Origin of the sequence: Undibacterium sp. GrIS 1.8, assembly GCF_040544445.1 — a bacterium.
Lineage (GTDB): Bacteria > Pseudomonadota > Gammaproteobacteria > Burkholderiales > Burkholderiaceae_D > Undibacterium.
Genome location: NZ_JBEONQ010000003.1, coordinates 121443 through 148057 on the forward strand (window position 1 = coordinate 121443; position 26615 = coordinate 148057).

Here is a 26615-nt window from a genome sequence, read left to right on the forward strand (position 1 = left end):
CGACTGCCTTCGTTATCTAGGTTTAGATAAGTTACTTGAACGAGCTGTATAAAAATTGCTTGATCGCTTTGCTTTTTAACCACTGAAGCTCGTATGTTTTTTTCTGTTTAATCCCACCATACCAATTATTGCCTTATGAGTGACGCAAATTTCATTGTCAGAGAGCCGTTGCTTGATCCCAAACAGCGCGTTATCGGTTTTCAGTTATCTTGGCAAAATCCAAATCAATCTGCAACGCTAAGCGTCGAAGATCTTGATTCCTTGATGGAGTTTGTCGCTCAAAATTTGAACGATGAAGAAACTGGATTTTTGCTAGGAGATAGCGTCTTATTTTTAGAGGCAGCGCCAGAATTATTGCTTACCGACGGCCTGAAATTATTACCACCTAAAAACACGGTATTGATATTGTCAAAACGTGATTTTACTAACCCGACTACCTTAGAAGCGATAAAAGAACTACGTGCTTTGGGTTATGGTATTTGTATGCGTGGCGCTGATCTGAGCACCTTGGAGAGATCTTTCTTCACGCAGATTTCTCATATTGAAGTCCAGTTGAACGCGTCTAACTTTGCATCTCAGGCAAAGGTGTATGCAGCGTTAAAGCAATCCGCCATACATATGGTTGCTCGCAATGTGTCAACTTGGCAGGATTTTGATGCATGCTCTGCGCTTGGCTTAGAGTCGTTCGTTGGTAAGCTACATTTAACGCCTCGCCCTAGCGCGGACAAAAAAGGATTAAATACAGCGCAGACGACCATTTTGCAGTTAATGGAAATGATCAGGAAAAACGCTGACATTCAACAATTAGAATCTGTTGTAAAAAGAGATGCTACCTTAGCGTATAAATTATTGCGGTACATCAACTCTGCTGGTTTTGGTTTGCGTACAGAAGTGCAATCCCTCAAGCATGCTGTGCAGATACTAGGTTATAGCCCTTTATATCGCTGGCTATCTGTATTGCTGGCGACCGCAAGTACCAGCGGTTACTCACCAGTTTTATTAGAAACAGCCATTGTCCGTGGTCGATTTGCAGAGTTACTTGGACAGCCTCACATGTCCAAATCTGAAGCTGAAAATCTTTTCGTTGCAGGTATGTTCTCTTTGCTGGATAGATTGCTGGGCGTGCCTATGGATGAAGTTTTATCAACGATCCAATTACCAGAAGCTGTTACCGAAGCGCTGATTTCCAGAGGCGGAAGCTATGGCCCTTATTTGGCATTAGCCGAGGCTTGTGAGTTAAATAGTATGTTGGTTGGCTCTTTAGCAGAGTCGCTGCGTATTACACCAACAGATGTCAACACGGCACATCTTGCGGCTTTAGTTTGGGCTAAAAACATTGCATCGCTTTAACAGAGACACGCAAAACAAGTCTTAATTACAAATATCTTAATTGCAGAGATGAGGAGCCATGTTTTTCCTCATCTCGCGCAAGCTGTAACACTTCTTTTTTTAAATCAAAATTTTCCAGTAGAACAACGCAAGGCAGTTCGCCAAAGGTGCAATTGTAGGTGTAGCGTTTGTACTTAAACCGTGATGGCGTTAATCCCCTGGGCGCCATACGCTATCTGGGTTGCAAAGAAGTGGTAGCGGTCTAATAGAAAGTCTGAATTTAATATACGCCCCACCATTTTTAATAAATATCTAAAGCTGGACTGATCGTTGGAAAAAGATCAAATTACCTTATCGCAACGAGTTAAAGGTGCGCTTGTATATTCGTTCAACTTGGGCTGATGTTGATGATTTTATAAACTCATATCAAAACTCCCTGACAATAAAATTGTCTTAATGGTATTAACTGTAAAAATTGATAGGAATAAATTGCGAGAGGTGAATATGACAGTTCGCATAGTTCTCCACTCCCGCTCTGTTAAAATAACGGACTTCGCAGAATCTGTTGCATATTTCTAGCCTGTTCGTCGTAGTTTTTCGCTCAGTATTTTCTGCTGGTTGTGTTCAAAGCATGACTCAACAAAGCATTACCTAAGTATTTAAAGCTATAAAGATTTTCCCAGACACTCTTAGCCCAATCTAATCGCCATGACCACATCTATACAGCCAGCTATGCTTACTAAAATGGCCAACGCCATCCGCGCTTTGTCTATGGACGCCGTACAAAAGGCCAATTCTGGCCATCCTGGTATGCCTATGGGGATGGCAGATATTGCCGTAGCACTGTGGAGTGGTCACTATCGCCATAATCCATCCAATCCTCAATGGATCAACCGTGATCGCTTTTTGCTGTCGAACGGCCATGGTTCTATGCTGCATTATTCTTTACTGCATTTGACTGGCTATGATCTCAGCATGGACGAGATCAAAAATTTTCGTCAATTGCATTCTAAAACTGCGGGGCATCCAGAAGTCCACATCACACCTGGTGTAGAGACAACCACCGGTCCGCTAGGGCAAGGGATTACCAATGGTGTCGGTATGGCCTTGGCTGAGAAATTGCTGGCGGCGGAATTTAATGAGCCTGGCTTAAATATCGTCGATCACCACACGTATGTATTCATGGGCGATGGCTGTTTGATGGAAGGTATTTCTCACGAGGCCTGTTCCTTAGCGGGCACCTTGCGTCTGAACAAACTGATTGCTTTTTGGGATGACAACGGTATTTCTATCGATGGTCATGTCGAGGGCTGGTTCACCGATGACACGCCTAAACGGTTTGAAGCGTATGGCTGGAATGTTGTAAGAGCAGTCGATGGTCACAATCCCGCTGCCGTGTCTGCCGCAATTGTTGCTGCCAAGGCCTCTGATAAACCAACACTGATTTGCTGCAAAACGGTGATCGGTAAGGGCTCTCCGAACATGGAAGGCACGCATAACGTCCACGGTGCTGCCTTGGGCGATAAAGAAATCGCTGCAGTTCGCGCCAATATCGATTGGCCATATCCACCATTTGAGGTACCTGCTGACATCTACGCAGCCTGGGACGCAAAAGCCAGTGGTAATAAAATGGAAGGCGAGTGGAATGCGCAATTTGCTGCGTACGCAGAGCAGTTTCCGCACAAAGCGGCTGAACTGACTCGTCGCATGAAGGGTGAATTGCCAGCCAATTTTGACGAAGTCGTCGCTAGTGCTATTAATTCTTGCGTAGAGAAAAAAGAAAACATCGCTACCCGTAAAGCCAGCCAAAATGCGATTCAGGCCTTTGCGCCTTCATTGCCAGAATTCCTTGGTGGTTCTGCTGATTTGACGGGTTCTAACCTGACAAACTGGAAAGAATGTGTTGCGGTACGCGGTAATCAAGCCGGTAATCACATTAATTACGGTGTGCGTGAATTTGGTATGAGCGCGATGATGAACGGTATCGCTTTGCATGGCGGTTACATTCCTTTTGGCGCTACCTTCCTGACTTTCTCTGATTACAGCCGTAATGCGATCCGCATGGCGGCGCTGATGAAAATCCGTACCTTATTTGTCTTTACACATGACTCTATCGGTTTGGGTGAAGATGGTCCTACGCATCAATCAGTTGAGCACATTTCTAGTATGCGTTTGATCCCTAATCTGGATAACTGGCGTCCATGCGACACAGTGGAATCTGCAGCGGCCTGGGCTTTTGCAGTGAAGCGCCACGATGGTCCATCGACGCTGATTTTCTCGCGCCAAAACTTACCTTACCAAGAACGTAGCGCACAGCAAATTGCCGATGTTTCTCGCGGTGGTTATGTATTGCAAGATGTTGCCGATGCTAAAGCCGTGCTGATCGCCACTGGTTCAGAAATTGAACTCGCGGTGAAATCAGCCGCCGAGCTGGCACAGCAAGGCGTACCTGTACGCGTCGTGTCTATGCCGTCAACCGATGTCTTTGATCGTCAGGACGCAGCGTATAAAGCCAGCGTTCTTGGCAACGGCTTGCCACGGATTGCAATCGAAGCTGGTGTAACTGACTTCTGGTACAAATATGTCGGCTTGGAAGGTGCTGTTGTTGGCATCGATATTTTTGGTGAATCAGCGCCTGCCAGCGTCTTGTTTAAATACTTCGGTTTTACAGTAGAAAACGTGATTGCTAAAGTGAAAGCGACTTTAGTGTGAGTAAGCAAAGTATGAGCGACGCCAATATCATTAAGGAAATCAGCTTGCGTCGTGCGACAGTCGCCGATGCGCAAGCGATTGCCGCTGTACGTATAGAGAGCTGGCGTGCTACTTATCGCGGCATCATGCCCGATGAGTATCTCGATGAAATGAAGCTTGATGACAGTACCGCAATCTGGACTCGTATTCTTAACACCTCCGCTGATGAGCTACGTTGCGTATTCGTTGCCATTGCGGATGACGAGATTATTGGGTTTGCCTCCGGGATTCTGTTGAAGGAAGAAAAACAGGGGATGAATGCAGAGTTAGCTGCGATTTATCTGCGCCCGGCTTATCAAGGTTTAGGTATCGGTCAACGGATGCTGCAAAAAGTCTCACGTACTTTGCAAGCCATGGGTGCAAAGAATATGTTGGTCTGGGTCTTGATTGGTAACAAGGCAGCACGCCAGTTCTATGAAACTTTTGGCGGTCAATTTTTGATCGAGCAAAACTTCATCTGGGATGAGCTGGAGCTGCAAGAGGTTGCCTATGGCTGGCCAGATTTGAACGAGTTAACTGAATTGCATTTGACCTCGGCAGAGGTTGCGCCGACTTTGCACTGATCGTCAATTGAAGGCCATAGAACCTTAAATTTAAGTAAAAAAGTGTTCTTGGTTTTTATGAAGGCTTCATACCAGTTTTGTAGTAAACCCCTGCAGTAAACCTTAAACTTATAAAAATTTACACAGATTTATAAAGATTTTTCACTGTTTTTATTGGAGATAAAACCATGACGATTCGCGTCGCAATCAACGGCTATGGCCGTATCGGTCGTAACATTCTGCGTGCCCACTACGAAGGTGGCAAATTCAAAAATGAGATTCAGATCGTAGCGATCAATGACCTCGGCAATGCAGAATCTAACGCTCACTTGACTCGTTACGACACTGCCCACGGCAAGTTCCCTGGCACAGTCACTGTCGAAGGCGACACCATGATCGTCAATGGCGACAAGATCAAGGTATTTGCTGAGCGTAATCCAGCGAATATCCCTTGGGGTGAGTTGAATGTCGATGTCGTGCTGGAATGCACAGGCTTCTTCACAACAAAAGAAAAAGCTTCTGCTCATTTGGCCGGCGGCGCGAAAAAAGTCATCATCTCTGCACCTGGCGGTAAAGACGTTGACGCAACGATTGTGTATGGCGTCAACCACGGTGTATTGAAGGCAACCGATACCGTTATTTCTAACGCCTCTTGCACCACAAATTGTCTGGCACCTTTGGCTAAGCCTTTGAACGATGTGATCGGTATCGTCAACGGTTTGATGACCACCATTCATGCTTACACCAATGACCAGGTGTTGACTGATGTCATGCATGAAGACCTGCGCCGCGCGCGCTCTGCCACGATGAGCATGATCCCGACTAAAACTGGCGCAGCAGCGGCAGTTGGACTGGTGTTGCCAGAGTTGAACGGCAAATTAGACGGCTACGCAATGCGCGTACCAACCATCAATGTATCTGTCGTCGATCTGACATTTATTGCTGCCCGTGATACATCAGTAGAAGAAATCAATTCTGTATTAAAAGCAGCCTCCCAAGGTGCCTTAAAAGGTATTTTGGATTACAACACAGCGCCATTGGTTTCAGTCGATTTCAACCACAATCCAGCATCGAGTACTTATGACGAAACATTGACTAAAGTATCTGGTCGTTTAGTCAAAGTATCTAGCTGGTATGACAACGAGTGGGGTTTCTCTAACCGCATGTTGGATACAACGGTTGCCTTGATGAACGCGAAATAATTTCAGTTTTGTGATAAGCACTAAAAAGCCCCGAACTTTCGGGGCTTTTTTTTGTCTATAGAGTTCAACTGTGTTCCGCTGTGTTTTGCTATATTTCGCTGCCTTGATTGATCTAACTGGAGATGTCCGACGATGTTTAATCCGAAAAAACTAATGGCTGACAATAAAGGCTTCATCCTGTTCATGCTCGGCATGGTGCTGGTGCGCAGTGCGATGGCAGATTTCTATCTGGTGCCTTCCAGTTCTATGTATCCAACGCTGGTAGAGGGTGACAGAGTAATTTGCAATCGTCTGGCCTACGACGTTAAGTTGCCGTTCACCGATGTCGTACTCAAGCAAGTCGCCGATCCGCAGCGCGGTGATATCGTTACTTTTATCTCACCGCAAGATGGTGTGAGATTAGTCAAGCGCCTGATCGCAGTGCCTGGCGATACAGTTGAAATGCATGATGAACAGTTAGTCATCAATGGGGTGCCAGCCAATTACAAAGAAGCATTCGATAGTGCTGAAAATCATCTGACACCAGCTCGTGAATATTCCGGTAAACAGCTGGTGTATCAGGAGACGGTAGGAGATAAACAGCACGGCATTATCATCATGCCAGAGCGCCAAGCCATGCGCTCGTTTGGACCGGTCAAAGTACCTGAGGGTCAATATCTGATGTTGGGCGACAATCGCGACAACAGCAAAGATTCGCGTTACATCGGTTTTGTGAAGCGGGAATTGATCACTGGACGTGTCAGTCGCTTATTGTTTTCACTCGACGGCGATAATTATTATTTGCCGAGATTAGAGCGGGTTGCTGCGAAGACTTAATTTTTGATATTTTTGATGTCTTGATATAGGCAACGTTTATTTTTTTATGAGATAGATTAATGAACAACAAATAACTCCTTTCATCTATACAGATGGAGTGAGTTTTTTTGTATAGTAGCTTGCTGACCTCCTGCCCAGACGGATTCTACAAAGGCTAACGTTGATCAATTTCAAGCCTTGACGCGCTGACCTAGTGTCGCCTCCAGCCCTGGTAAACTTAGTTTCTGAAAGTAATCATTCATTGTATCTGCCGTTATACTGCCGCCACTCTCTAGCCACCATATGCTGAGCGACCAGATTGCACCGACGATATGTTGAATTGCTATCTTAACTTCGATTGACTGTAGATTGCGTTGCTCAACTAATTGCTTTGAAGAGGCCAGATCTTGTCTGACTAACTCTGCCAGCATACGCAAAAAATAACGTTCTACTACAAAAAAATCTGCACGCGCAACGATCGAATCGTAGATCATTCTGTGGCTGATGATGTGTTCAAAAAAATGTAAAGAGAAGGCCAGCGTTGTTCCTGTGGCTTGTCTATGATGTTCACGCTTCACGGCAAGTAAGAGTGTGGACTTAAGTCTACCAATGCTTGCCTTTAATAAATCTTCCTTGCTACTAAAGTGCGCATAAAACGTAGTTCTTCCTATTTTTGCGCGCGTCAGCACGTCTTGGATAGTCATTTCCGCATATCCGATGTCCAGCATCACATGTGGGAAGGCATCGAGTAGTGCCTCTCTGCTGATAGAAGAAACCTCGTTTTCAGGGAGAATCGTCACGGTCAGCAGTTTCCAATTGGTGAGCGAACAAATGCCGTATTTTTGTTCTTCATGATTCCGTTCTGATACCTTATATTAAGTTTCGTAAGAATGCTTTATATCTGTGTAGCAGTCAACAGCCTCCAAGAAGGGTTCTATATGCAAGATTCAAAACAGCATCAATCGGAACAAATAGTTACCAGTTCAGATAAGCAACCCGCGATTGTCAGCTTGCGGGGAGTCAATAAATGTCACAAAAGGTCGGCCACCCAAGCGCAGGCATTAGTTGAAGTGAATTTAGACATCCAACGCGGAGAGTGCGTTGCTGTAGTCGGCAAATCCGGTAGCGGCAAGACGACCTTAATTAATTTGATTACGGGAATAGATAGTCCCACTTCAGGTGAAATATACGTTGATCAACAAGCGATTCAGAGGCTCGATCAGAACCAATTAGCGGTCTGGCGTGGTCGAAATGTTGGGGTCGTTTTCCAGTTTTTTCAGTTACTGCCTACTCTTAGTGTTCTGGAAAATGTGATGCTACCTATGGATTTTTGTAATCGCTATCCTCGCTCAGAAAGAGTTGGCATAGCTTTAGCCTTGCTAGATAAAGTCGGTATTGCGGGGCAAGCCAGCAAGTTACCCTTAGAACTATCGGGAGGACAGCAGCAGCGTGCTGCGATCGCTAGAGCGCTAGCGAATGATCCATCAATTTTAGTCGCCGACGAACCAACCGGTAACCTTGATTCGACTACCTCAGACAAAATTATGCAATTATTTAGCGATCTTGCGGCAGAAGGTAAGACCGTGATTGCCGTCACGCATGAGCGTGATGTGAGTCGATATTTTCGCCGTGTGATTAATTTGGTTGATGGTCGCATTAGCCATAATGTCGCAACGGAGCAGATATGAATACCCGCTGGCATAAACCATGGGGAGATCTGAAAGCTACGCCCGGACGGTTTGTAATGATGGTGCTGGCGATGGCGATAAGTGTGGCTGCATTGACTGCGATGTTATTTAGCTATGTCGTGCTGACCGTGAGATGACTGAAAATTACGCAGCTGCGCATGCGGCATCTGCACAGATTGTCTTAGAAAATAATGATGCCGAGAGTCGAGCGGCAATAATACAAAGCGTAGTTCATAGCAATACTGAAATTGCGGACAGTGAGATTAGCGCAACACTTAATTTTCTCTTGCAGATTAATCCTGAGCAAGCAGTACCTGCTTTGCTATTTGTTGTGAATGATGTAGCAACAATGCGCCTAAACCGTGTTCGGTTAGACACAGGTCACTGGCCACAAACGGGTGAAATTGTTCTGGAACGAAAAGCCTTGGGCGTTGCCAAGACTGCGCTCGGACAAACTATCCACCTGGGTCGTAAAGAAGGGCCCTTGCATGCATTAAAAGTGAGCGGTCTAGTACACGACTCTGCTTTAGCACCTGCTACACAAGAAGGCGTGGTGTACGGCTACATTTCATTTCAGACTCTGCTGCTCATGCAGGAGCAGGTAAGTGGACACGTCATCAAGCTTGCGGTATCCGGTGACGCTATGAATGCCGTTCATATCGAGCAAGTCAGCGGCGAGCTTGTTCGGGGACTTGCCCGTGCCGGTATTGTGGCACATGAAATTCGTATTCCACCTCCCGGACAGCATCCCCATCAGCGACAAATGACGGGCGCTTTGCGTATGTTATTGATGTTTGGTATTTTGGCGTTAATTTTGGGTTCGGTTTTGGTCGCAACGATTATATGGGGTATGTTAGTACAACAGGTCCGGCAGATAGGCGTGATGAAGGCAATCGGTGCGACCTTTTGGCAGATATTAACTTTGTATGCTGGATTGATATTCGTGCTTGGTTTGTTGGCAGTCGTATTAGGTGTGCCTTTAGGTTACGGTGCTGGCTATTTTTTAATTAAGATGGCCGCGAATAATTTGAATCTGGAGATTACTCATTTTGGAATGCCTTGGTGGATAGTGCTTAGTGAGCTTTTATTCTGCCTGACTTTGCCGACACTGGCAGCGTTATTGCCTATCAAAATCGCGTTGAATAAAACAGTTCGCGATGCCATGGACGACAACGGCATATCATGCTCTGAGAGTAATATTAATTCTGACTTGCTACGGGTGTTGCAGAGACAATATTGGTTGCCGATGACTCTCAATTTAGCCATGCGTAATATGCTGAGAAAACGTACTCGTCTGGCGATGAGCGTGGTGTTGCTGATGATTGCGGGGGCGATGTTTATGGCAAGTCGCACTATGCTGACATCATGGGAAATGTTGGCTAAGCAAGCTGCACAAACACGTTTTTATGATTTGCAAGTGCGGGCAATATCTAGCGACGCTAAAGCAATCAGGATCGCGAGCGCTGTAAATGGGGTAAGTGTAGTAGAAACTTGGCCTTCTTTACCTGCGACGCGGGCGCGCCCTGATAGGATGAATATAGTACAAGCCTACCCTGACGGCGGGCATGGAGGGCTTCGTTTAAAAATGGTACCTGCGCAGACCAGATTACTACGTCCAAAATTAGCCGAGGGGGCTTGGCTGGCGCTGCCGGATACTGATGACGCTGTTCTTAATCAAGCCGCTTACCTTGCTTTTTTTGCAGACAAAAAAATAGGCGAACGCATTCTATTGCAGTTAGAAAATCGGACGCTTAACTTGCGACTGGTCGGGATTATGATAGAGCCAATGACGGCCGCTGCGGTGTACGTCAATCCGGTGATATTTGCGTCTGCAAGTGGTGACGTTGGTAAGCTGAATACTAGCAGCAATCTACGAATTGCTTTTAACGATCATCAACAACTCAAGATGAAAGCGGATCTGGTAGAGCGTGCTTTTGCGGCTGAGGACGTACGAGTAGAGTACATCGTTACTGAAGATCAGATGCGTCGGGCGACCGATGGACATTTGCAAATCATGGTCATGGTGCTATTAAGCATTGCAGTCGTGATGGCGGTAGTCGGCTTAGCTGGCTTGGCTACTACAATGAGTGCCAGCGTGGCTGAGCGCAGTAAAGAGTTCGCTGTACAACGCACCATCGGCGCTAGAGACCGTAGCATTATTGGTCTGGTGATGTCAGAGGCGGTATTGATCAGTCTGACCAGCTATATCTGTGCATTACCATTGGCCTTAGTATTTTCTGCTGCAATGGTGAAAGTAGTAGGTGATTTATCTGCCCAACCTTTGGAGGTCAGTTTCTCTGTTGCAGGTGCGCTCGAATGGTTATTAATACTTATTGTGGGCGCATTAGCTGCTAGCCTAATACCAGCGATTCATGCAGCGAGGCTGACGATAAGCGAGGTGCTGACCTATGGTTAACACTAGGGTTAAATTTCCGATTTAACATAGCCCAAGGTCTCGGAAATTTGCGCTGCTGTCGTAATCAAATCCTCCAGCCACTCTTCTTGCAAGCGGTCGGCTGGTGCGGAAATCGAGAGACCCGCAATCATCTTGCCGCTGTCATCGCGTATGCCTGCTGCCATGCAGCGTACGCCTAACTCTAGCTCTTCATTGTCGCGCGCATAACCATTGTCGCGTACGTCGCTAAGTTCTTTTTCTAGCTTGTGTAAATCAGTGATGGAGTTTTTGTTATGTCCTGCAAGGCCTGTGCGTGTCGCGTAAGCACGGATTGCTTTTGGCTCGTCCAGGGATAAAAATAATTTGCCAGTAGAGGTCAAATGCAGCGGTGCTCTGCCGCCGATTGCGCGTACCACCTGCATGCCGGAGCGCTCTGAAAAGGCGCGGTCGATATACACAATCTGATCGCCTTGGCGCACAGACAAGTTGACTGTCTGGTGCGTCTGGCGATGTAGTGTACGCATAAATTCCAGCGCTGCCTCACGCACGTTTAAACGACTTTTGACGATATTGCCAAGCTCTAAAAGTCGCATGCCCAGTCGATAAGAACCGGCTTCGGCTCGGTCTACAAAACGCGTTGTGACCAGATCATTCAAAATCCGGTGTGCGGTGGATGGGTGCAGACCAGTGACGATGGCAAGTTCTTTTAAGCTTACCGGGTCTTGATAGCGAGACAAGGCATCTAGTAGCGATACCAGACGTTCTATTACTTGAATGGCGGTTTTTTCTGAGCCGGGCGTATCGTTTTTCATATTATGGTTGGTGCATTGCAATAGCTCTTTATACCATAATGTGAAAAGCAAGTCAGCAAATTGGCAGTCTAAGTCGAGGTAAATTGACAACGATTTTTGATCCGCCTCGGTCTGATTACAGGCCAATAATTACCAATTACAGCCAACATCAGTAACAGTGCTCAACGCAATTGGAATCACCGCAAGCAGACCAGCTCCTGCAAAGGCATTACGACAATCTTTCCGCACCGCTTTTTTTACTTTTTCACCGAACTGTTTTTCTACGCTTTGATCACGCGCAAAACCTAGCTGCATTTTTTCGATTTCACTGCGCTTGCCACGGCGATAATCTTCTCTGGCAGTTTGTCTGATATTGTCTAAATCTAGATGTGTGTCATGCGTATCATTCGTTGACGTAGTTATTTTGTCCGCCGAAGTAAGCTCTGCTAGTGGTGTGATGGCTGCCGTAGTCTGTGGCTTGCGCATATCTTCTGTCGCCAGCTTTGGACGATTGCTGGTATCTGCCGGTTTAGTGTTAGTGACTTTGCTCGCTATGACTGGCGACGTTGTTTTAGCTGGTGTCTTAGGTTTTATCTGAACGAAATTCAGATCGATATAAGTGACTGCGGCTTGCTGTACATTTCTTTGCAACGGCGCTCGCACCAATTCAAATCGTATCAGCAGTATCAGGGCTGCATGCGCTGCCAGGATGAGGGCGATGGTGGTCAGGTGCTGAGGAATTTTATGTGCAATCGCCATGTTTTGGTTTTGGTATGGTGAAGAATGCTTAGAGCATATTTTGAGCTTTGCCGCTATTTGAGCATGTCCTCTTAGATTGGTTCTCACAAGACTAAAAGAATTTTCATTTTATCAAGTAATCACGTCAAACTTTTACACTAAGTACGAAATACATTGTCGCAATGTACTGTTAAAATCGGCGCGACTATTGTTTTCTGTTTGTAAGTCATTAGCTTTCATCCATTACTCCCCATTGCCATTTCAGGAATTATTCATGAGCGATCAAGAACAAGCCGTTAGCGAATTTAAAAGTAAGAGCGGTCTTAAACGTATTTTCTCCGCATTTTTTTATTCGATTGATGGATTTAAATCGGCCTGGAAAAATGAGCATGCATTCCGACAGGAACTGGTCTTGGTCGTCATTGGCATCGTCGTTGCGCTGGCGTTGCCGGTGTCGTCGTTTGAGAAGCTGATGATGATTGCCAGCTTGCTGTTGATCTTGGTGGTGGAGCTGATTAATTCAGCCATCGAGGCAGTGGTGGACAGGGTATCGCTAGAGCGTCATACCTTGTCTAAAAACGCGAAAGACTTTGGTAGCGCTGCTGTGCTACTGACTTTTTTAATCTCGGTGGGCACTTGGGGCGTAGTTTTATTTAACCGCTTTTACTACTGATTACTACTAGACCGGTACGCTGATATTTAGCAGATATTTAGACTCAATAATTGTGTGTGGTGGCACAAATATCATATACTCCCCTCAATTTTATTGAAATGGTTCCTATCGTCCAAATATTATATGGGAAATGAAAATATACTATATAGGAGTATATAGTATATTTATGAGGGAAATAAGTAGTCTTTTTCTATTTACTTATCTATTAACTCGCCAATTAGCCAAATTTTCAGAACCTGAGTTCAACACGCCGGGTTGCTTCAGGCAGATTCAGAATCACCTATCTTTAACCAGCTTGCCTACTTATCGCGACTGCCTACCATGACCCATATTCCTCACATAACTTCAACTCACGATCTTGCTTTATCTGACGCATTGACTGCTTGCATCAACAATAAAACCAAGCCTTTGGGCAGTCTTGGTATGTTGGAGCGGCTCGCCAGGCAAATCGGATTGATTCAGCAAACCACTCAACCTGTGCTGACTCAAGCGGCGATTATTGTATTTGCGGGTGATCATGGTGTGGTGGCGGAAGGTATCTCCGCGTTTCCGCAAGATGTCACCTGGCAGATGGTAGAAAACTTTTTGGCAGAGGGCGCTGCGATCAATGTGTTTGCCCGACAAAACGCGATTGCGCTGCATATTGTGGATGCCGGTGTCAAGCATGACTTCGGTGTGCGTACGGGTTTGCTGGATCATAAAATCGCTGGCAGCACGCGTAATTTTGCCAAAGAAGCCGCGATGTCGGCAGAACAGTGTTTGGCGGCGCTGAAGAACGGCCAAGAGATCGTCGCTGCTTTGCCTGGTAACGTGCTTGGTTTTGGCGAAATGGGTATAGGCAACACCACGTCCGCCGCTGCTTTAATGCATCAACTGACCGGCATCCCTGTTGCTGATTGTGTCGGTGCTGGTACTGGGTTGGATGCAGCAGGTATCCGCCGCAAGCAACAAGTGATTGAAGATGCGGTTAAATTGCACGGCAACCAGAGTGATCCTCTGGCAGTATTGGCCTGCTTTGGTGGATTCGAAATTGCAATGATGGTCGGTGCCATGCTGGCTGCGGCAGAGCGTCGCATGGTCTTACTGATTGATGGTTTTATTGTGACCAGCGCATTATTGGTCGCGGCCAGATTGCAGCCAGCTATTCTCGATTATTGCGTCTTCGCCCATTGCTCGGACGAGAGCGGACACGCCAAGATGCTGGCCGCATTAGAGGCGCGTCCTTTGCTACAATTGGATTTGCGTTTAGGTGAGGGTACGGGTGCCGCCTTGGTGTATCCGTTAGTGCAAGCGGCAGTCAATTTTATGAATCAGATGGCGACGTTTGAATCAGCCCAAGTCAGCGAAAAATCCTGATATTAGCCGCGCTACTGTAAAACAATGATGCATCAAATCCGCCTCTTTTTTATTGCCTTGCAATTTTTTACGCGTATCCCGATTCCGTCTTGGGTCGGGTTTGAGGCGGCGTGGTTGAATCAGGCATCGCGTTATTTTCCGGCTGTTGGGTGGGTGGTGGGCTTGGTCACTGCGACGGTGTTTGGTTTGGCATCCCTGGTATTGCCGCAGTTGGTGGCGGTTGTTTTGTCGACCGTGGCGGGCATTATGTTGACAGGTGCTTTTCACGAAGATGGCTTTGCCGATATTTGCGATGGTTTTGGCGGAGGCATGACGCCAGAACGCGTGTTAGAAATCATGAAGGATTCTCGGGTCGGCGCGTATGGCGCGATCGGTATTGGCATGATGCTGCTGACCAAAGTGAGCGTGCTTGCCAGCATGCCTGCGTCGTATGTGATCCCTGCATTATTAGTCGCCCATCCTCTATCACGGTTGGCATCTTGCAGTCTGATTTTTTTGATGGACTATGCGCGGTTGGAAGGGAAAGCAAAACCCTTAGCGCAGCATATGTCGGGGTTGGAATTAGTAGTCGCTTGCGCCACCGTTTTTTTACCGGCACTGGCTTTATTTTATGCGCAGTTGCTACCGTTAAAAAATCTTCTGCTAGGCGCCATTTTGTTATGTCTGGCAAGTTGGTGGCTGGCACGTCTGTTCAAGCGCAGGATTGCGGGTTACACCGGTGATTGTCTGGGCGCGGTGCAGCAATTGTCCGAAGTCGCGTTTTATCTCGGTCTATGCAGCTTTATCTAATCCGTCATCCCAAGCCTGAGATCGCATCCGGTATTTGTTACGGGTGTTCTGACATCCTTAGTTCAGAGGTTGAATGTCAATTGGTATTGCCTGCATTAAGAGCCGCATTACCTGCGGATATTCCAGTCTATTCCAGCCCTTTACAACGATGCGCGCTGCTGGCAAATCATATGCATCCTGCGCCTGTTTTCGACCCACGTTTGATGGAGATGGATTTTGGTGATTGGGAATTAAAGAGCTGGGATCAAATTCCGCGTGCAGAGATTGATGCCTGGGCTGCTGATGTCAGTAATTACCGACCCGGTGGTGCAGAGAACGTGATAGAGATGGCAACGCGCGTGATACATTTTCTGCAAGATGTAAAAAACATAATGATGAATGCAGGACAACAGCATCTTGCAGTAGTATGTCACGCAGGTACGATGCGTTTAATGTTGGCATATCAGCTTGCAATCGATCCTATTGCTTTAGCAAAACGGGTAGAGAGCTATCCACAAACGATAGGTTTTGGCGAATGCAAACAATTGCAACTAGGCGAATGTGAGGTTTAACTCCAATGTTAAAATTGATTAAATCATACTAATTGAATTGTTAATGCTGAAACATGCCGGCTCAGCAAGGAATGTATTAATGATAGAACTACGTAAAAGTCCCAGGGTGAATGTCACTTGGCGAGCGGTAATCAAGCTGGCGAGTGGGCAATTAATGCATGCAAAAATCGTGAATCTTTCAACGGGTGGCGTATTGCTACAATGCCCACAAAAATTGGAAGTCAATGCCGAATATCAAATCATGATGGAAGTACCGGGCATCGATGTAATCAAAAAAGAGCAATTCAAAGTTCCTTGCAAGGCGCTCATACAACACATTATTTTGACCGGTGATTTTTATCGCGTTGGAGTTAAATTTAATGAATTATCTGATCTTCACCAGCGATTGATTGATGCCTGGATATCTAAATCGACGGCAATTCACCACCCCGTCTAAATCGCAGAGTCTCAATCAATAAACGTAATTTCTTGTCCTAGTTAGGACAACTTACTTTATCAAACCCCGCCTTTAGCTTGCTGCAAAACCGCTATCGCCTTAGAATGGCGAAGTTTTGGTGCTCGCAGACATGTCCATGTCTGCGGTTAAACGGGAAACACAATGCAAAGTTTGATTTTTGCAAGCGTGTGCTGCCCCCGCAACGGTGAACAAGCGCTGTATCGAGATTGACTCAATCATGTCAATCATTAGATCGATGATCTGATCAATACAGCCAGCCTCTCGCAAATACCACTATGTCTTGTACAGATATGGGAAGGTCGAAAGGTGATGCTTGTCAGCCCGGATACCGGCCAGAATAAGTGAAGTGTCATCCGTAATTATGCTCATTGATGAGCGTTGGTGAATGCCGATGATGCTTTGTATTCATGCAGCCTGCGGGGACGTTGGCTGCTTGCCCCTTTTTCAATTGTGATCATGACCTCTGCATTCAAACCGCTCGCCATCAGCTTTGCTGTGGCCGCTGCTTTTTCCTCTTCTTCTGTTTTTGCTCAATCGGCTGTTCAGCCCAATGCGAGTCAACAGAATTCCGATAATGCTAACAACGCCGCGAATGTTGTTATCACTGCTGGCCGTCAGGCGCAGGCAGCTAAAGACGTATTGGCTGATAACGTAGTAATTACTGCTGCTGATATCGCCAAATCAGGCGCGGCCTCTGTCGCTGAATTACTGCAACAACAACGTGGTGTAGAAATCACGACAAACGGCGGTGCTGGTACTAATGCTTCTGTGTATATCCGTGGTGCAGGCAATGCTCAAAACGTCGTGTTAGTGGATGGCATACGAATCGGTTCTTCCACTACTGGCGGCGCTACCTGGGCGACAATTCCTTTGGCGCAAATTGAGCGTATCGAAATTGTCTACGGCCCTTTAAGCAGTCTGTACGGCGCTGATGCAATGGGTGGCGTAATACAGATTTTCACTAAAAAAGGTGGTTCTGTTATTACCCCGACAGTGTCAGCAGGATTGGGTAGCTACGGTTTGAAGAAATTGGCCGCCGGTGTTTCTGGTGCGACCGACAATCATTTCAGTTTTGCCCTGAACGCAGCTCATGATGAGGCTGATGGTTTCTCCGCAACCAAGCCAGGCGCAGGTCCGTACTCCTACAACGCAGACAAAGATGGCTACACCTTAGACAGCGTCAGTGGTCGTCTGGGCTATGAGCTTATGAAGGGACACGAGTTGGGTCTGACTTTCTTGCAAAGTCGTTTGAGTGCCCAGTTTGATGCAGGTCCTGGCTACGATGATCGCAGCATCCAAAAGTTGGAAACCTTAGCCGTGTTTAGCAAAAACCGCATCGCGCCTAACTGGCTCAGCACTGTGCAACTGGCACAGACAGCAGATAAAAGTTTTACAGATGCCTCCTATGGTCAAAGCCAGATTGACACGACCCAGACCAGCTTTAACTGGCAAAATGACATCATGCTTGGCAAGGATGTTTTGCAATTAGTTTATGAGCACCGCGAAGAGAAAGTGAACGGTACTACAGTAGAAGTCGAGGGCAAACGTACGACCAATTCGGTAGCTGGCTCTTATGTGTTTAAGCAAGATGCTCATCTGGCCAGCGCCAGCGTGCGTTACGATGACAGTTCACAGTACGGTTCTAAAGCGACTGGCAGTATTGCTTACGGCTATCGCTTAACCAATGCATTGCGTGTGAATGCAAGTTACGGCACTAGCTTCCGTGCACCGACGTTTAATGAACTGTATTACCCAAGTTATGGCATCGCAACTAACAAACCAGAACAGGCAAAAAATGCCGAGATCGGGATGTTCTACGAAGATGATATGACGCAGTTCAGCGCCGTGTATTACTCCAATAAAGTGACAGATTTACTGGTGTATGCCAATGTTTGTCCGGTCCAACAATCGACACATCAGTATGGTTGCGCCTATAACGTCAACAAGGCAACTTTGTCTGGTTTAACTCTAGGCGGCTCTACTCATCTGGGTGATCTGACATTGCGCGGATCATTGGATTTGCAAGATCCAAAAGATGACACAACTGGTTTGCGTCTGGCGCGTCGTGCTAAGCAACACGGTAGTCTGGCAGCTGAATACGCATTGGGTAAAACCAAATTGGGCGTAGAAACGCTATTCTCTGGCCAGCGTTTTGACGATGTAGCGAACAAAAAAGTGTTAGCCGGTTATAGCTTGCTAAACCTGTACGCCACTTATGACGTCGCTAACAACTGGTCTGTGATTGGCCGCTGGAACAACGCGCTGAACAAAGATTATGAACTCGCTAAAAATTATGCAACAGCTGGTTCTAATGTATTCGTTGGCGTGAATTACGGTTTTAAGTAAATCTACATTCAGCTTAAATTAAGTTAAATTTAAGCGTGGAATAAATTAATTTTCCCTTGCCCATTTTTTGCTAGCAGGAGATGGGCAAGGAGTTTAAATATGATGTGCAGCTTGATGTACAGCTCGATATGCAACTTATGCCAATACGGCAAATTGTGACAGATTTTTCCTGTCGATTTCTTCCATAAGGCGGACCGTGACTCTTGCTACTTCTTCCGGCTCCGGCATTGCTTCTTCAGCGATTACCAACAAACAACCTAATTCCTGGCGCGCCTCACGCATCATTGGTATTTTAATTTTTTTGTCGCTCACCAGCATCGCTATTGCTTGTGTGACTGGCTCAGTCTCACTGTCTTTTTCAGAATTATTCCATGGCTTGCTAGAACTATTGAACGGCAAGCCATCAACCCTTGCAGCGACTTTATTAGAGCTACGTTTAAGCCGTGCGATGCTCGGGTTTGTTACCGGCGCGACCTTAGCTTTGGCTGGTGTATTGATGCAAGCCTTGCTGCGCAACCCATTAGCCGATCCTTACGTACTGGGTATTTCTGGTGGCGCATCGGTTGGCGCACTGACCGTTATGTTGTTGATCGGTATGAGCTGGCTAGTCGATTTGGCCGCGTTTGGTGGTGCGATTGCTGTCGCGGCTTTGCTGTTTCTTTTAGCGTATCGCGATCTGCGCGGCAGTGGTAGTTCTGACGGTAGTGCGCCCTTATTATTGTTGACGGGGGTGATCGTTCAGGCTGGTTGTGGTGCCGTGATTACTTTGATGTTGTCCATCGCGCCAGATAGTCGTTTGCGCGGTATGGTGTTTTGGATGATCGGTGATTTATCCAATGCCGACGCACGGATCTTCCCTTGGGTGATCTGGATTGTCGTGTTGTTATTTGCCTTACGTATGGCACGGGCAATTAATGTCGCCGCCATGCATGCAGATAACGCCATGACCTTGGGCATCAATATAGGGAAATTACGTCAGGCCTTATTTTTCTGTGCGGCTTTGTTGACCGCCAGCGCAGTCAGCAGCGCCGGTAGTATTGGATTCGTCGGATTGATTATTCCGCATGCCTGCCGCTTTGCGTGGGGCGCAGATCATCGCTTATTGATTCCTGCTGCGAGTCTGGCGGGCGGTAGTTTTTTAGTCTTGGCTGATACCTTGGCACGTACAGTGGTCGCACCCCAGCAATTGCCAGTTGGCGTGATCACGGCCATTATTGGCGTGCCGCTATTTTTGCTGCAACTGCATCAGTTAAGAAAGCAGGTGCGCTGATGAATGCAGCTCTCCAAACAGTACAAACATTATTAAGTACAACCGGTTTGCATCTATCCGTCGGCAAGCGCGTGCTGGTGACGGAGTTGGAATGGCAAGTCAATACTGGTGAGTGCTGGTGCATCATCGGACGTAACGGCGCCGGCAAAAGTACCTTGCTGCGTACCTTAGCAGGCATGCGTGCCATCGAGCAGGGTAATGTCGCAATTAAAAATAAAAAAATCCAGCAATGGTCCCTCACAGACTTAGCAAAAGAACGTTCCTTTCTGCCACAGGGCAGGGTAGATGCCTTTGGTTATAGCGCTATCGAAACCGTATTGAGCGCCCGCCATCCTTATCATGACGCGCATTATTGGGAGTCAACTAGCGATTTGGAATTGGCGCATCAAGCCTTACAGGCACTCGATGTTGCCGACATGGCAGAGCGCGATGTACGCAGCTTGTCCGGTGGTGAGCGGCAACGCGTGGCGATCGCTGCTTTACTGGCGCAAGATGCCAATTTAATGTTGTTAGATGAACCCGCCAACGCGCTGGATTTGGCGCATCAGGTCAGCGTGATGCAATTGTTTTCCCGCTTATGTCATGAGCAAAATAAGGCGGTCGTGATGGTCAGCCATGATCTTAATCTGGCACATCGGGTCGCCACTCACGCCTTATTGTTGATGGGTGACGGACGCTGGCTGGCTGGTGCCGTCGATGATGTTATGACCGCCGACAAACTCAGTCTTTGTCTCGGTCATCCGCTGGAATTAGTACAGCATGGTGAGCAGACTATTTTTTTACCCGGACACTAAATCATGAATCAAGAAAATAACACGCCGGAAGACAATATCAACACCCGTCATCTGCGCCGCATGCAGCGTAAAAAAGAGTTGATGGATCAAAAGATCGACGCCGCACAGCGTAAGACTGGCGTTGTAGTGATTAATGCCGGGAATGGCAAGGGCAAAAGTTCTAGCGGTTTTGGCATGGTGATGCGGGCGATGGGGCATGGTATGCAAGTCGGCGTGGTGCAATTTATTAAAGGCGCGATGTCGACTGGCGAAGAGATTTTCTTACGCCGTTTTCCAGAGGAAGTCAGCTTCCATGCCATGGGCGAAGGTTATACCTGGGAGACCCAAAACCGCGAGCGTGATATTGAAAAAGCCCAGCTTGCCTGGAAAAAAGCCCAAGAGTTTTTGCGTGATCCCGCAATTGGTATGGTCTTGTTAGATGAGTTGAATATTGCGCTCAAATACCATTATCTCGACGTGCAACAAGTGATTGCCGACCTCGATGCTCGTCCAGAAATGCAGCACGTGATCATCACCGGGCGCGGTGCTTTGCCGGAACTGATTGAGGTAGCCGATACCGTAACCGAGATGCAAGTCGTCAAGCATGCATTTAAAGATGGTATCGTCGCGCAAGCCGGGATTGAGTGGTAAAAATCATATACTCCCCATCTATTTTTATATAAATGGCCAGATGTCCAGTAATTACTTGGACAATAAAATATACTGGATATGAGTATATTTATCTACGTTAATTCTGATCTACATAAATTCCATGACTAAACACACCACTTCCGCTCGCGTTGTCCTCATCTCCGCTATCGCTTCTGGTCAAGGCAAAACCACGGTAACAGCGGCATTGGCACGTAAGTTGGTGAAACTGGGGCAGCGGGTGAGAGTGTTTAAAACCGGTCCAGATTTTATCGATCCCATGATGCTGCAACGTGCCAGCGGTGCGCCAGTGTTATCGCTGGATTTATGGATGGTCGGCTTGGATGCGTCGCAAGCCATGCTGGCACAAGCATCGGCTGAGGTAGATGTGATTTTGATTGAAGGCGTGATGGGTTTATATGATGGCAATCCCTCTTCAGCCGATTTGGCACGCGCATTTGGTGTGCCGGTACTGGCGGTGGTGGATGCTTCTGCGATGGCGCAAACCGTCGGTGCTGTGGTGATGGGGTTGCGTGATTTTGGTCCGGTACCGATGGCCGGCGTGATTGCTAATCGGGTAGCATCAGTAGGGCATGCCCGGATGGTGGCTGACGCGATGCAAAAAATTCCGGTACCTGCGATGTCGATGCTGGCGAGCTTGCCACGCCAAGAACAAGCTTTGCCCGAGCGTCATTTAGGGTTGCTCTTACCTGATGAAGTCGCACAAATCGAACAAATTTTAAATGCGCAAGCCGATCAGCTGGTATTGGATTTGGATGCATGGAATGCTTTGCCACTGACGCAATTTGAGCAAATAATCTCGCCTGAAAAAACACCGGCGCTTTTGCAAGGTAAGATCATTGCGATCGCCCGCGATGCTGCTTTTGCGTTTATCTATCCCGCCAATCTAGCATGTCTGCAAGCCCTGGGCGCACAGATAATATTCTTCTTACCGCTGGCAAATCAATCCGTGCCGCCAGATGTAGATGCGGTATATCTGCCCGGCGGCTATCCTGAACTGCATGCAGAAACCTTGAGTCAGGCTGAGCAATGGCAAACGTCGATACGCGCCGCGCATGCCCAAGGAATGCCAATTCTGGCGGAATGCGGTGGCATGATGGCATTGACCGATAAGCTTATTTATCAGGCGAGTGAAGTAATGAACGATCAGCCAAATAGTCCGCAAAATACCGCACAAAAAAACACTTGGAACATGGCAGGCATCATCCGCGGTCAGGTTGTTATGCAAAAACGCTTGGCGGCCTTGGGCGCGCAAGCATGGGTGAGTAAGTATGGTGAATTACGCGGGCATACTTTTCATTATTCGCGCTTTGAGACCAGTTTGGCGCCAGCACATCACACGATAAAGCATGCTAATCAAGAGGCAGGTGAGGCAATTTATCGTGACGGTAATTTGTATGCTTCTTATTTTCACGCTTACTTCCCATCAAATCCAGTCGCCATTGCCCATCTGTTTTTAGGAGAGCCGATATGACGCGCACTCTGGTTTTTGGCGGGGCCCGTTCGGGTAAAAGTGCTTATGCCGAACGCCTGGCAAGTGCTTCTGGCAAACCAGTAATTTACCTCGCCACTGCACAAGCGGGCGATGCCGAAATGCAGAGCAGGATTGCACACCATCAGGTACAGCGCCCGGCTGAATGGGTGACGGTGGAACAAGCTTTATTACTTGCAGATGCGATCACCCGGCACAGCACAGCAGACAATCTCATTCTGGTAGATTGCCTGACCCTGTGGTTATCGAATTTATTATTTGCCGAGCAGATCGACTATCCTGATGTCGGAAAAATTACGCCGCCGGATATTTTTACCGAGCAACGTAGCTTGTTTTTAAAAGCCTTGGAGACTTGCGCCGGAGATGTGATTATGGTCACTAACGAAGTCGGTATGGGCATCATTCCCCAAGGTGCAATTTCGCGCTGGTTTGTTGATGAGGCAGGGCGCTTGAATCAAGCCGTAGCCGCGCAGTGCGAACAAGTGACCTGGGTCGCCGCAGGTTTGCCGTTGCATTTAAAATCAAGAAATTAAACTCGGTTTCTTTAACTCCATATCACTAATGTTACCAATATCAATAACAACGCCAATAACGCCAATAACGCCAATAACGCCAATAACGCCAATAACGCCAATAACGCCAATAACGCCAATAACGCCAATAACGCCAATAACGCCAATATCATGTTAATGCTGACTTCCAGTCTGGTTTTACTTTGCGTTGCGCTAGGCCTGGCGTTGGACACCTGGTTGGGAGAGGCACGGCGCTGGCATCCGCTGGTAGGTTTTGGCAACCTGGCAAACCTATTTGAATCTTATTTGAATCGTCCCGAGGCCAATCGACTGGTCGGTGCTTTGGCTTGGTGCTTGGTGGTCTTGCCGATTGTTGGTCTGACACAGGCGCTGCTAATCTGGTGTACGCACTTCAACCTTTGGCTGGCTGTGGCAGCGCATGCCGTCTTGCTGTATTTATGCATAGGCTTACAAAGCTTGCGCGACCACGCTGAGCCGATTTTCCGTGCGCTGATCAAAGGTGATTTAGCCGAGGCCCGACTCCGCACGTCTTACATCGTCAGCCGCGATACAGCGCAGGCGACCGAGCAGGATTGTTCTAAAGCGGCGGTAGAGTCCGTATTAGAAAATGGTTGTGACGCCGTGTTCGGCACGTTGTTCTGGTTTGTACTTCTGGGTGGTGCTGGCGCAGTGTTGTATCGTCTGGCAAATACGCTGGATGCTATGTGGGGTTATCGCACGCCGCGCTTTTTACGCTTTGGCTGTGTCGCCGCTCGCATTGATGATGGTCTCAACTGGATACCTGCAAGACTCACTGCGATCTCTTACGCTGTTTTGGGCAATACGCAACTCGCATGGCAATGCTGGCAGAAACAGGCACCTCAATGGCCTAGCCCCAATGCAGGGCCAGTAATGGCAGCCGGAGCCGGTGCGCTGGAGGTCACGTTAGGTGGTCTGGCTAGTTACGACGGCGTGCCAGAACAACGACCAACTTTAGGTGCGGGTAAACCGCCGATGGCGCGGGATATTCCAAGAGCATGGCTGTTGGTGCGCAATGCCAGCTTATTATGGCTGGGTTGTTTGACCATCGCCGCGACTCTGCTGAATAGATAACAAGGCACATTTCGATATGCTAGAACATGGCGGCAATCTACGTGATGCGATTACTCATTTTGGTCGGCCGCTAGCGGAGTGGCTAGATTTATCGACTGGCCTGAATCCGCATTTTTATCCGGTATCGCGAACATTATTGACTGCGAATGCCTGGCACCGTTTACCTGAAAAATCTTTGGCATTAAGCCAGGCTGCCCAAGCATTTTATGGCGCGCCAGCGATGTTTGCCGTAGCGGGAACGCAAGCCGCAATTCAGGCTTTGCCCTATCTTCGGCCAGCATCCAAAGTCGTAATATCGGCCCCGTCGTATGCCGAGCATGCACATCAATGGCGGCAAGCGCATAGCCGGAACGGATATGACGAATATCTACGACATGAGGTTCGTGAGCTAGCTTACGACCAATTAGCAACAGCAATTGCCGATGCGGATGTAGTCGTAGTCTGCAATCCTAACAATCCGACTGGCGCAACTATTACGCCAGATATTCTGTTGGACTGGGCAGCACAACTGGCACGCCGGGGTGGTTGGCTAATCGTGGACGAAGCCTTTGCTGATACGACACCAGCCATCAGCGTTGCTGCCTTTACAGATCGTCCGGGTCTGATCGTACTGCGCTCCATTGGTAAATTTTTTGGTCTGGCAGGATTACGACTCGGCTTTGTCGCCGCACAAATAGATTTGCTCCAAGCTTTAGAAAATCATTTAGGTCCTTGGACCATTAGCGGTCCCGCACAAGCGATTGCCTGCGCCGCATTCAATGATCGCCACTGGCACAGCGCAACCCGTATCCTCTTAGCAGAGCAGGGTGAACGTTTGCGACAACTGCTGCAGTCACATCACATCAATAGTAGCGGCACGGATCTGTTTCAATGGTGTAGTGAGAAAAGTTTAGCCTGTGATGCTGAATTATTTTGGCAGCGCATGGCAGAGCAAGGTGTCTGGCTTAGACTATTCCGCACAGCTGCGCGCGGTGTACGTTTTGGATTGCCACCTGATGAGGCCGGCTGGCAGAGGTTAGAGCAGGCATTGAAAAAGACATTGGCACAGACGGGGGCTCGTCAGACATAAAGTAGTTATCAATACACGAAAAAAAACCTCGCAAAATATTGCGAGGTTTTCGAATTTTGTTCTAAGCACCTGGCGTACCGAGTCGAGACAATTATTTGCCAGTGTCTTTCATGTTCGCAAATTGATCAAACTCGACATTGAATAATTCGCCACCAACTTTTTCAACTTTGCGCACATAGACGGTTTGTATGATATCGCGCGTTGCCGGGTCAATCATGATGGGGCCACGTGGGCTATTGATTTTCATTCCCTTTAGGATTGCCATCGCTTTATCGCCATCGATCTTGCCATTTAATTTCTTTGCTACTTCATAAATGGCGGCCATACCGTCATACGCTGCAACTGCCATAAAGTTGGCGCGACCCGCACCCGGATTGGCTTCAGCAAAATGTTTTAAAAACGCTTTATTCTCAGGCGAATTGTGCGCAGCAGAATAATGGAAAGTTGTAATTACACCTAAGGTTGCATCGCCCATCGCAGGCAGTACATGGTCATCTGTTAAATCGCCAGTGGCGATAACTTTGATCCCAGCCTCTGCCAGACCACGTTCACGATAGCCTTTCATAAATGCCACACCTTGCTCACCAGCCGGGACAAAAATAAATACCGCTTCTGGCTTTGCGTCTTTAATTCTTTGGATATAGGGTGCAAATTCTGGATTGCGCAATGGCACCCGGATTGACTCTACGATAGTGCCGCCACCGCCGATAAAATTAGTTTTAAATGCAGTTTCTGCATCAATGCCGGGACCATAATCTGCCACCAGAGTCACGACTTTTTTAATATTATTTTTTACTGCCCAAGTTGCCATCGGCCCAGATACTTGCGGCAAAGTCATAGAAAAGCGCGCAATATAGTTTGACTTGGTAGTGATGATTGATGTTGCTGCATTCATAATAATCATCGGCTTTTTAGCTTGTTCTGCAATCGGTGCAACAGCCAATGCTTCGGGTGTTAAACCAAAGCCAGCTAAAAAATCTACCTTATCTCTGACAACCAATTCCTGCGCCAAACGTTTAGCTATATCAGGGGCAGGGCCAGTTGTATCTTTGATGATGATTTCAATTTTTTTGCCGGCAACTTTGTCGCCGTATTGATGCATATAGGCTTTGATGCCACCTTCGATCTGTTTGCCGTAATCAGCAAAAGGACCAGAAAATGCTGCGACTACACCGACTTTGATCGTTTCTTGCGCCTGAGCAGACAGACTGCTGGCTGCCAGACACAGCGTACCGAGTAGAGGGATAAGATATTTTTTGAATTGCATGAAGGTCTCCTATGTTGTTGATGCTTTTGCATCCTGATTTTTATGAA

The 26615-nt window shown here is 47.4% G+C and carries 26 protein-coding genes and 1 riboswitch; of the genes, 21 read left to right on the forward strand and 5 right to left on the reverse strand.

Annotated elements, in window-relative coordinates:
• Positions 1–135: 135 nt before the first annotated feature.
• From AAKU64_RS02405 to lepB, 5 genes are all read left to right on the forward strand, one after another.
• The gene (locus tag AAKU64_RS02405; protein ID WP_354330519.1) at positions 136–1350 is read left to right on the forward strand and encodes an EAL and HDOD domain-containing protein; all 1215 of its coding nucleotides are present in this window, start codon (positions 136–138) and stop codon (positions 1348–1350) included.
• A gap of 687 nt (positions 1351–2037) precedes the next feature.
• Positions 2038–4041 (forward strand): transketolase, encoded by a 2004-nt coding sequence (tkt, locus tag AAKU64_RS02410; protein ID WP_354330518.1) that lies wholly within the window; start codon positions 2038–2040, stop codon positions 4039–4041.
• Positions 4042–4052: 11 nt separating this feature from the next.
• Positions 4053–4643 carry a GNAT family N-acetyltransferase gene (locus AAKU64_RS02415; protein ID WP_354330516.1) on the forward strand — a complete coding sequence of 197 codons (591 nt, stop codon included), beginning with the start codon at positions 4053–4055 and terminating at the stop codon, positions 4641–4643.
• A gap of 167 nt (positions 4644–4810) precedes the next feature.
• Entirely contained in the window at positions 4811–5824 is a 1014-nt protein-coding gene (gap, locus tag AAKU64_RS02420; RefSeq protein WP_354330514.1) for a type I glyceraldehyde-3-phosphate dehydrogenase, read from the forward strand.
• Positions 5825–5956: 132 nt separating this feature from the next.
• Positions 5957–6640 (forward strand): signal peptidase I, encoded by a 684-nt coding sequence (gene lepB / locus AAKU64_RS02425; RefSeq protein WP_354330513.1) that lies wholly within the window; start codon positions 5957–5959, stop codon positions 6638–6640.
• A gap of 170 nt (positions 6641–6810) precedes the next feature.
• On the opposite strand, the gene AAKU64_RS02430 is transcribed toward lepB, so the two are convergent.
• Positions 6811–7419 carry a TetR/AcrR family transcriptional regulator gene (locus AAKU64_RS02430; protein ID WP_354330511.1) on the reverse strand — a complete coding sequence of 203 codons (609 nt, stop codon included), beginning with the start codon at positions 7417–7419 and terminating at the stop codon, positions 6811–6813.
• Between the two features lie 138 nt (positions 7420–7557).
• Here AAKU64_RS02430 and AAKU64_RS02435 point away from each other — a divergent pair, with 138 nt between their 5' ends.
• Genes AAKU64_RS02435 through AAKU64_RS02445 form a run of 3 tightly spaced genes read left to right on the forward strand, consistent with a single transcriptional unit; the run spans position 7558 to position 10723 of the window.
• A complete protein-coding gene (locus AAKU64_RS02435) occupies positions 7558–8307 on the forward strand; it encodes an ABC transporter ATP-binding protein (protein ID WP_354330509.1) in 750 nt (249 codons plus the stop codon).
• On the forward strand, positions 8304–8444 hold the full coding sequence (locus tag AAKU64_RS02440) for a hypothetical protein (protein ID WP_354361307.1): 141 nt from the start codon (positions 8304–8306) through the stop codon (positions 8442–8444). Before AAKU64_RS02435 ends, AAKU64_RS02440 begins: the two co-directional genes overlap by 4 nt.
• Complete coding sequence (locus AAKU64_RS02445; RefSeq protein ID WP_354361309.1) at positions 8441–10723, forward strand: ABC transporter permease; 2283 nt, start codon at positions 8441–8443, stop codon at positions 10721–10723. The genes AAKU64_RS02440 and AAKU64_RS02445 overlap by 4 nt, the downstream gene beginning before the upstream one ends.
• 8 nt (positions 10724–10731) lie before the next feature.
• Here AAKU64_RS02445 and AAKU64_RS02450 read toward each other — a convergent pair whose 3' ends face one another.
• Both AAKU64_RS02450 and AAKU64_RS02455 read right to left on the reverse strand, forming a co-directional pair.
• Positions 10732–11514 carry an IclR family transcriptional regulator gene (locus tag AAKU64_RS02450; RefSeq protein WP_354330505.1) on the reverse strand — a complete coding sequence of 261 codons (783 nt, stop codon included), beginning with the start codon at positions 11512–11514 and terminating at the stop codon, positions 10732–10734.
• Between the two features lie 129 nt (positions 11515–11643).
• Positions 11644–12252 carry a hypothetical protein gene (locus AAKU64_RS02455; RefSeq protein ID WP_354330503.1) on the reverse strand — a complete coding sequence of 203 codons (609 nt, stop codon included), beginning with the start codon at positions 12250–12252 and terminating at the stop codon, positions 11644–11646.
• 253 nt (positions 12253–12505) lie between these two features.
• Between AAKU64_RS02455 and AAKU64_RS02460 the strand changes: the two genes are divergently transcribed.
• The 11 genes from AAKU64_RS02460 (at position 12506) to cobU (ending at position 23140) form a co-directional block, all read left to right on the forward strand.
• Positions 12506–12904: a diacylglycerol kinase gene (locus AAKU64_RS02460; protein ID WP_322118842.1), complete on the forward strand. Its 399-nt coding sequence runs from the start codon at positions 12506–12508 to the stop codon at positions 12902–12904.
• A 321-nt stretch (positions 12905–13225) separates the two neighbouring features.
• A complete protein-coding gene (gene cobT / locus AAKU64_RS02465) occupies positions 13226–14260 on the forward strand; it encodes a nicotinate-nucleotide--dimethylbenzimidazole phosphoribosyltransferase (RefSeq protein ID WP_354330501.1) in 1035 nt (344 codons plus the stop codon).
• A 27-nt stretch (positions 14261–14287) separates the two neighbouring features.
• A complete protein-coding gene (locus AAKU64_RS02470; protein ID WP_354330623.1) occupies positions 14288–15049 on the forward strand; it encodes an adenosylcobinamide-GDP ribazoletransferase in 762 nt (253 codons plus the stop codon).
• Positions 15034–15600 (forward strand): histidine phosphatase family protein, encoded by a 567-nt coding sequence (locus tag AAKU64_RS02475; protein WP_354330500.1) that lies wholly within the window; start codon positions 15034–15036, stop codon positions 15598–15600. Before AAKU64_RS02470 ends, AAKU64_RS02475 begins: the two co-directional genes overlap by 16 nt.
• 79 nt (positions 15601–15679) lie before the next feature.
• Complete coding sequence (locus AAKU64_RS02480; protein WP_354330498.1) at positions 15680–16036, forward strand: PilZ domain-containing protein; 357 nt, start codon at positions 15680–15682, stop codon at positions 16034–16036.
• Between the two features lie 99 nt (positions 16037–16135).
• Positions 16136–16408: riboswitch (cobalamin riboswitch) on the forward strand.
• A 105-nt stretch (positions 16409–16513) separates the two neighbouring features.
• Positions 16514–18403 (forward strand): TonB-dependent receptor domain-containing protein, encoded by a 1890-nt coding sequence (locus AAKU64_RS02485; RefSeq protein WP_354361311.1) that lies wholly within the window; start codon positions 16514–16516, stop codon positions 18401–18403.
• A gap of 241 nt (positions 18404–18644) precedes the next feature.
• A complete protein-coding gene (locus AAKU64_RS02490; protein ID WP_354330622.1) occupies positions 18645–19673 on the forward strand; it encodes a FecCD family ABC transporter permease in 1029 nt (342 codons plus the stop codon).
• On the forward strand, positions 19673–20467 hold the full coding sequence (locus AAKU64_RS02495; protein WP_354330494.1) for an ABC transporter ATP-binding protein: 795 nt from the start codon (positions 19673–19675) through the stop codon (positions 20465–20467). Before AAKU64_RS02490 ends, AAKU64_RS02495 begins: the two co-directional genes overlap by 1 nt.
• Positions 20468–20470: 3 nt before the next feature.
• A complete protein-coding gene (gene cobO / locus AAKU64_RS02500) occupies positions 20471–21097 on the forward strand; it encodes a cob(I)yrinic acid a,c-diamide adenosyltransferase (protein ID WP_354330492.1) in 627 nt (208 codons plus the stop codon).
• 121 nt (positions 21098–21218) lie between these two features.
• Entirely contained in the window at positions 21219–22589 is a 1371-nt protein-coding gene (locus tag AAKU64_RS02505) for a cobyrinic acid a,c-diamide synthase CobB (RefSeq protein WP_354330490.1), read from the forward strand.
• Entirely contained in the window at positions 22586–23140 is a 555-nt protein-coding gene (gene cobU / locus AAKU64_RS02510) for a bifunctional adenosylcobinamide kinase/adenosylcobinamide-phosphate guanylyltransferase (protein WP_354330488.1), read from the forward strand. The genes AAKU64_RS02505 and cobU overlap by 4 nt, the downstream gene beginning before the upstream one ends.
• A gap of 11 nt (positions 23141–23151) precedes the next feature.
• On the opposite strand, the gene AAKU64_RS02515 is transcribed toward cobU, so the two are convergent.
• A complete protein-coding gene (locus AAKU64_RS02515; protein WP_354361313.1) occupies positions 23152–23292 on the reverse strand; it encodes a hypothetical protein in 141 nt (46 codons plus the stop codon).
• Here AAKU64_RS02515 and cbiB point away from each other — a divergent pair.
• Together cbiB and cobD are read left to right on the forward strand one after the other, a co-directional pair.
• Entirely contained in the window at positions 23288–24232 is a 945-nt protein-coding gene (gene cbiB, locus AAKU64_RS02520; protein WP_503012586.1) for an adenosylcobinamide-phosphate synthase CbiB, read from the forward strand. The two genes, AAKU64_RS02515 and cbiB, sit on opposite strands and share 5 nt — an antisense overlap.
• 16 nt (positions 24233–24248) lie before the next feature.
• A complete protein-coding gene (gene cobD, locus AAKU64_RS02525; RefSeq protein WP_354330486.1) occupies positions 24249–25301 on the forward strand; it encodes a threonine-phosphate decarboxylase CobD in 1053 nt (350 codons plus the stop codon).
• Positions 25302–25392: 91 nt separating this feature from the next.
• Here cobD and AAKU64_RS02530 read toward each other — a convergent pair whose 3' ends face one another.
• Positions 25393–26568 (reverse strand): ABC transporter substrate-binding protein, encoded by a 1176-nt coding sequence (locus AAKU64_RS02530; RefSeq protein ID WP_354330485.1) that lies wholly within the window; start codon positions 26566–26568, stop codon positions 25393–25395.
• Positions 26569–26615 lie beyond the last annotated feature (47 nt).